Source organism: Varibaculum vaginae, from assembly GCF_900604285.1.
Lineage (GTDB): Bacteria > Actinomycetota > Actinomycetes > Actinomycetales > Actinomycetaceae > Varibaculum > Varibaculum vaginae.
This window is the reverse complement of sequence record NZ_UWNY01000005.1, coordinates 1-2,866: the sequence shown is the minus strand read 5'-3', so window position 1 is coordinate 2,866 and position 2,866 is coordinate 1. Positions and strand designations below refer to the sequence as shown.

Here is a 2,866-nt window from a genome sequence, read left to right as displayed (position 1 = left end):
GGGCTTCTAAATAACCCCAATGCCCCTCGTTAAAAGACCGCTGCAAGCTCGCAATAATAACGACCTTTTCCCACTGCGGCTTCTTTTTGTCATGATCGCGTAAGCGCTCTACAAAGTTTTCAGTCTTACCTATATAGCACCACGTGTTCTCAATAGCTTCAGGGTCATTACCAAGAAGAATATACACACCATTACAAGCGATTGAGCTGAATGCCCCGTGTTTGCATGGGGTTTTGAGAGGTTTGAGTTTGTTTGAATCTCGTAGCGACTAGACATCATAGTTCTGCTGAAATGAACACCGCTTTAGCAGGGATTTTTATGGTTTTTGCTTCTAATCATAAAGAGATTATTTGCGGAACTCGGGATGGTAAAAACTCAGCAAAATTGCCGCAGCTATCAGGACTGTGCAACATGTCATTGGTAGCCACGGAGAGAGTCCGTAAAGTGCGGTGGAGGCTATCGGTGCCACTACATAGGCTGCACCATTGTTAGCATTAATCAACCCGGCCAGCCCACCTTGCTCTTCGGGCTTCATTTGCAAAGTAGGCGCCGTGTTGTAGCCAGGCATCGCCAGGCCTAGACCAAAGCCTGTCAAGATACTGGCCACGATGAACAGTCCAAGATTTAGTGGATAAACCAAGAGTAGTAACCCGAGAAGAACGATTATTAATCCTCTTCTAAAGAGTTTTTTAGCACCCCAGTTTAACCTTGGAGCCACCAAGGCCTGCGCCAGTATCATCACCACACCCATTATTGACATGCACAAAGCGGTGAGCCCTGCTGTGGCACCGGCCGCTAGCTTCAAAACATCCTGCAGTAAAAAGCCGAAAAGTGTAGCCACGGTAGAAAAAGCGGTAAACATTAGGAAACCGCAAGCCAGGAACACGAATACTCTTGAATCAAAATAGGAAACTTTTGCCGGTTGGGCGACTTTTTCTTCGCCACCTGTGGGTTTGAATGTTAGCAGCAAAACGGCAACGCCCAAAAGCATGACCAGAGGCATCACCAGCAAGGGCATCATGAAACCTCCTATAGCTGCAAGGCTGCCGCCCAATAAGGCTCCAAGAATAGACGAGAATCCTTGTGCAGCACCCAAGACTCCCAGACCTTTTACCCGTTGCGTCTCATTGTAGGTATGAGTCACAACGTAAGTTTGCGCGGCTGGGGAAACTGATGCGATGGCACCGCCGTACAGCACGCCCCTAGTTATGACTACTCCTATGATCAACGCTATGCCGGTGAGCAGACCCTTGAATCCTAGCCACACCACCATAGCGAATCCACTTAGAGCCAGGATTCCGGCAAGCATGCCAATAAGCAAGATACGCCGAGATCCCCATCGCAATGAGACCCGCCCCCACCTGGTGGAGGTAAGAGAAAACATTATGGCTGCTAACGAAATGGTGGCGCCAATGTGCCATTCCTTCAACCCGATTTCGCGCGATAGCGGAGCCAGAATTGGATTAAGAATCATCTGCCCCATATATGCCAGTAAAACCGTCAAAAACAAGGGAAACAGTCCCGTTATTTTTGATTCGACTTTCTCGTTTCGTTCATTAGTGGCGCACATTAAAACATCCTTTCCAAAGTGAACTACCAATCAAGCTGAAACAATACTAGAACAATGTTCTAGTATTGTCGAGGTTGAGGGTATGCTGTTTTCGTGGGAAATAAAGACAAGCGGGTAAACACGGGTAGACGCGCCTGGCTGACGCAAGAAAAGATCATGTACACCGCAATGGAACTGACCCGAGAGTGCGGTCTAGAAAAATGGTCGATTCGCGACCTTGCACAGCGTCTGGGAGTAGTTCCCTCTGTCATCTACCACCATTACCAAAACCGTGACGCCATTACCGCTTCTGTAATAGGCGAAATCACTAGCACAATCGAGCTACCGGACGAGCAGCTAGAATGGAAAGATTGGTTCATCTCCCTAGCAAAAAATATCAGGCCCGTCTTTCTTGAATTCCCCGGAGTCACCGACAAACTGATGTATGGACATATGAACGACGCGTTGATACCAATCTTGGAGGTGGCTTACGAAAAACTACGGGACGCTGGTTTTAGCAAGTACATTCACATCGCATACTCAATTATCATCAACACGATGCTGTGGAGCATTACTGCTCGCAACTTGCGCAGCCCAACCAAGCAGGAACAGCGCCACGACCTAGGTCAAATGATTACCCAACTTCAGCCCCTAGCTGCCTGCTCCACAACGCTGGCCGACATAATCCAGGGCTACTTAATTCCGCTAGCCAACCCGAAAAATGAAGACCGCATGAGTCAGGAATACTTTGAAATCATCATAGAAGTCGTACTCGCCGGTTTAGAGATAGCGATCTTGCCTCGTGAAAACGCCTAACGAACCCGTGAGCAAGAGAACTCATCAATACGCATAAAATATTGCCCAAAATCGCAAGACATCCAACTAAGAGCAGACCCTTTTCAGCCTCTCCCTCTATTTTCTGCGATTTTCCAATAAATACACGAAAATCCACTATATCCGGAGCTTCCCAAACAACTGGTACGACTACATCAAATACTGCACTACCAATGAACTAGCTATCGCTCTTCACAGCACACAGGCTTCTCCCAGGAATCCGCTGCCTATATTGAGAAGACTGAGCTCACCCTATTGCGTATGGACGAAGAGGAAACCTCCATCTCGACTTCTGGCTTACTTCTTCGATGAACATCAACGTGAAGAAAGAGGCCGACGAAATCTTCCACTATTGTCTTCCTCTCGCTTATAAAGCTGGGAAAGTTGATCGCGGCGTGCAGAGGTGAGGATCCCCGTCCAATCCGCTATCCCCGCAGTAGCCATACCACCTGGGGTTCCATCGACCAGAAAAAGCTCTACCGC

At 48.1% G+C, this 2,866-nt stretch carries 3 protein-coding genes; 1 reads left to right on the top strand and 2 read right to left on the bottom strand.

Features of this window, described 5'->3' with window-relative positions; all coding sequences use genetic code 11:
- Together EFB02_RS08625 and EFB02_RS08620 are read right to left on the bottom strand one after the other, a co-directional pair.
- A partial coding sequence (locus EFB02_RS08625) for a GIY-YIG nuclease family protein (RefSeq protein ID WP_500466453.1) occupies positions 1-187 on the bottom strand: 187 nt, incomplete at its 3' end.
- A 159-nt stretch (positions 188-346) separates the two neighbouring features.
- Positions 347-1,570, bottom strand: a complete 1,224-nt coding sequence (locus tag EFB02_RS08620; protein WP_122821181.1) for an MFS transporter — start codon at positions 1,568-1,570, stop codon at positions 347-349.
- Positions 1,571-1,663: 93 nt separating this feature from the next.
- On the opposite strand from EFB02_RS08620, the gene EFB02_RS08615 reads away from it, so the two are divergent.
- Positions 1,664-2,365, top strand: coding sequence for a TetR/AcrR family transcriptional regulator (locus EFB02_RS08615; RefSeq protein WP_122821180.1), 702 nt, complete (start codon positions 1,664-1,666; stop codon positions 2,363-2,365).
- Positions 2,366-2,866: the final 501 nt, after the last annotated feature.